Source organism: Erythrobacter sp. (assembly GCF_036351135.1).
GTDB lineage: Bacteria > Pseudomonadota > Alphaproteobacteria > Sphingomonadales > Sphingomonadaceae > Erythrobacter.
Genome location: NZ_JAZBON010000004.1, coordinates 1 through 2,392 on the forward strand (window position 1 = coordinate 1; position 2,392 = coordinate 2,392).

Sequence of the window (2,392 nt, forward strand, 5' to 3'; positions counted from 1 at the left end):
CCTGCCCGTCCCGTTCGCCCTGCTCGCGATCATGGCCGCCTGCTCGAGCGAGCCGAGTTTCGACGAACGCTACGACGAGACGCGCGAGCGGATCGAGGAAAAGGCCGAGGCGCTCGACCGCGAGCTGGAAGACGGGCCGGATGCGCCGGACCCGCGCGGGGGCGATCAGAAGGTGTAGCCGAAGCCTACGGCGCCGACGAACTGGTCGGCGCTGCCCCTGATGCTGGTGAACGGCGTATCCGCCGCATCGCGCATCAGCCGGGTGTAGCCGCCCGCCACGAAGATCGCAGGTCCGCCATCGGTAAGGTCACCGCCAAGATCGAAGCCGACCAGCAGAGCGCTGTTCAGGTTGATCAGACCGCCCTCTGCCTCGAAGGTGGGAAGGCCTGTGGCCGCCGCATCGGCCTCGTCGACCGAGAAATAATAGTCCGCGAAATTGTCGTCTGCGAACTTGGCGCCTACGCTTAGCGAGACGGCGATGCCGCGGCTCAAGGGGGAGAAATAGGTGGCATTGGGTTCGACCACGAACCCATCATGCGCGCCCAGCACGTCCCAGCGCGTATCGAGATTGAGACTGAGGCTGTCACGGCCGTGGATTGTGCCGGGGAAGCTGACGCCGATCGTCGGCCCCACCTCCAGCGCACTGTCGAGCTCGGCGGCGCGTTCGACCACCTCGTCACGCACGTCGCCGGTGCGGTTCGCCCGGTATCGCAGGCTCAGCCCACCCGAGAGGCGCGGCCCGCTCTCGGGCTTGGGCACGAAGTCGAGCGCAATTCCGGCGGGGCGTGGATTGATCCGGACCGGGCCGATCTTTCCTTGGATCAGGGGGATCGGCGAGACGACTGTGTCGTCCGACCCTTCGTAGCTGGGCAACGCGGCGGCGCCGATGCCGATGCTGAGCCAGGTGTCGTCATAGACTGTTTCCGGCGCGGCGGCCTCGGTCGTGGTGACGTCCATCGTCTCGACACCCTGACTGGCGAACGCGGGGATCGGGAGGGTTGCGCCCAGCAAAGCGATCGCGACCGGCAAGCGGCGGCTCCTGACCGCACTCAGGGCGGTGAGGATCGGATCGTGGGGGGACTGACAGTTGCGCTGCACCATCGGCTGGATTTCCTTCAATATCGACAGGCGCGCGCCATCGTCTTGGCCGATGGCGCGCGTTGCATCCTGCTTTTTTGTAATGGGGTAATGGGTTGGTCGTTCGGGCCGACAGGCCCCGCGCTGCTTGCGCTCAGGCCACATGTCGCGGTGTCAGTTCGACCCGGCCAGGGTCGTCGATGATCTCGCGAACGGCGGCGCGGGCGCGGTTGAGCCTGCTCTTCACCGTGCCCATCGTGCAGCCGACCACGCTCGCAGCCTCCTCGTAGGAAAGGCCTGCGCCGGCGATCAGCCACAGGATTTCGGCCTGGTGCGCGGGCAGCCGCGCCATTGCCCGGTCGACATCGTCGAGATTGAGCCCGTCTTCCTGCGTCGCCTTCTGGACCAGCGTCTGTTCGGCGATTTCGGGATCGAGCTGGGTCTCGCGCTTCTTCTTTCGTGCAAGACCATAGAAGTGGTTGCGCAGGATCGTGAACATCCACGCCCTCAGGTTCGTGCCCGGCGTGAACGTCTTCTGCGCCGCCCAGCCGCGCATCATCGCTTCCTGAACCAGATCGTCGGCGAGGTCGCGGTTGCGGCACAGGCCGCGCGCAAAGGCACGCAGCGAGGGAATGAGCGCGATCATATCGTCGCAGAACGTGTCCTCGACGGTGTCCTGGCTGGCTTCGGGGGGGTGGGGTGTCACGGGTTTGGGGTCAGTCCCGCGAGCGACTGTTTCGCTGACTGGCATCATTCCTTGTCCGCTCCGCGCTGCTTTCGCGCGAACTGGGCCACCAATTGCGAGAAGTCGTCAGGCACATCTTCCTTCGCGACGTCGTTGAACATCCGCCGCAGCGCCGCCTCGATCGGATCGAATGCGGGCGGATTCGCCTCTCCTGTTCGCTTCTTGTCGGAAGAGGCCGTGGCGGAAGGAGTTGTGCTGGCAGGGCGGGTCGCGGGCGGGGTCACTCCGGGCTCGCGGGCGCTGCCTTTTCTTCCGGGTTCATGCTTGCTCATCTGTTGTAGTGCCATTTCAACGCGGCCACGCCGCTCATTCCCGTATCATCGACGACCGCTCGCGCATCGCAAGGGTCTTTTGCCATCTTGACAGTGAAAGTTGGGTCATGTGCCGAATGTTCCGTGTGCGCCGGAACATTTTTCTCCGGCCGTGCTTTGGGGTTGCAGGAGGCCATATAAATGACATTTGAATCCGAGATCGCGCGCGAGCTGCCGTTCCTGCGCCGTTATGCCCGAATGCTGACAGGTTCGCAGGATGCGGGCGATGCAGCTGTGCGCGAGACCTTGCAGGCGATGA

3 protein-coding genes and 1 pseudogene are annotated in these 2,392 nt (G+C 64.9%); 1 reads left to right on the forward strand and 3 read right to left on the reverse strand.

The genetic code is table 11. The features are described from left to right. Positions 1-165: 165 nt before the first annotated feature. The 3 genes from V2I30_RS00560 to V2I30_RS00570 form a co-directional block, all read right to left on the reverse strand. A complete protein-coding gene (locus V2I30_RS00560) occupies positions 166-1,101 on the reverse strand; it encodes a MipA/OmpV family protein (protein ID WP_330660114.1) in 936 nt (311 codons plus the stop codon). A 130-nt stretch (positions 1,102-1,231) separates the two neighbouring features. Next, positions 1,232-1,783: a sigma-70 family RNA polymerase sigma factor gene (locus V2I30_RS00565; protein ID WP_330660115.1), complete on the reverse strand. Its 552-nt coding sequence runs from the start codon at positions 1,781-1,783 to the stop codon at positions 1,232-1,234. A 44-nt stretch (positions 1,784-1,827) separates the two neighbouring features. Then, on the reverse strand, positions 1,828-2,094 hold the full coding sequence (locus V2I30_RS00570; RefSeq protein ID WP_330660116.1) for a NepR family anti-sigma factor: 267 nt from the start codon (positions 2,092-2,094) through the stop codon (positions 1,828-1,830). Positions 2,095-2,274: 180 nt separating this feature from the next. Between V2I30_RS00570 and V2I30_RS00575 the strand changes: the two are divergent. After that, positions 2,275-2,392: pseudogene (locus tag V2I30_RS00575) on the forward strand (response regulator); the annotation flags it as partial.

Coding starts and splice junctions, on each gene's coding strand:
- V2I30_RS00560 (WP_330660114.1), bottom strand. CDS start 1,101: ATGGTGCAGCGCAACTGTCAGTCCCCCCACGATCCGATCCTCACCGCC.
- V2I30_RS00570 (WP_330660116.1), bottom strand. CDS start 2,094: ATGAGCAAGCATGAACCCGGAAGAAAAGGCAGCGCCCGCGAGCCCGGA.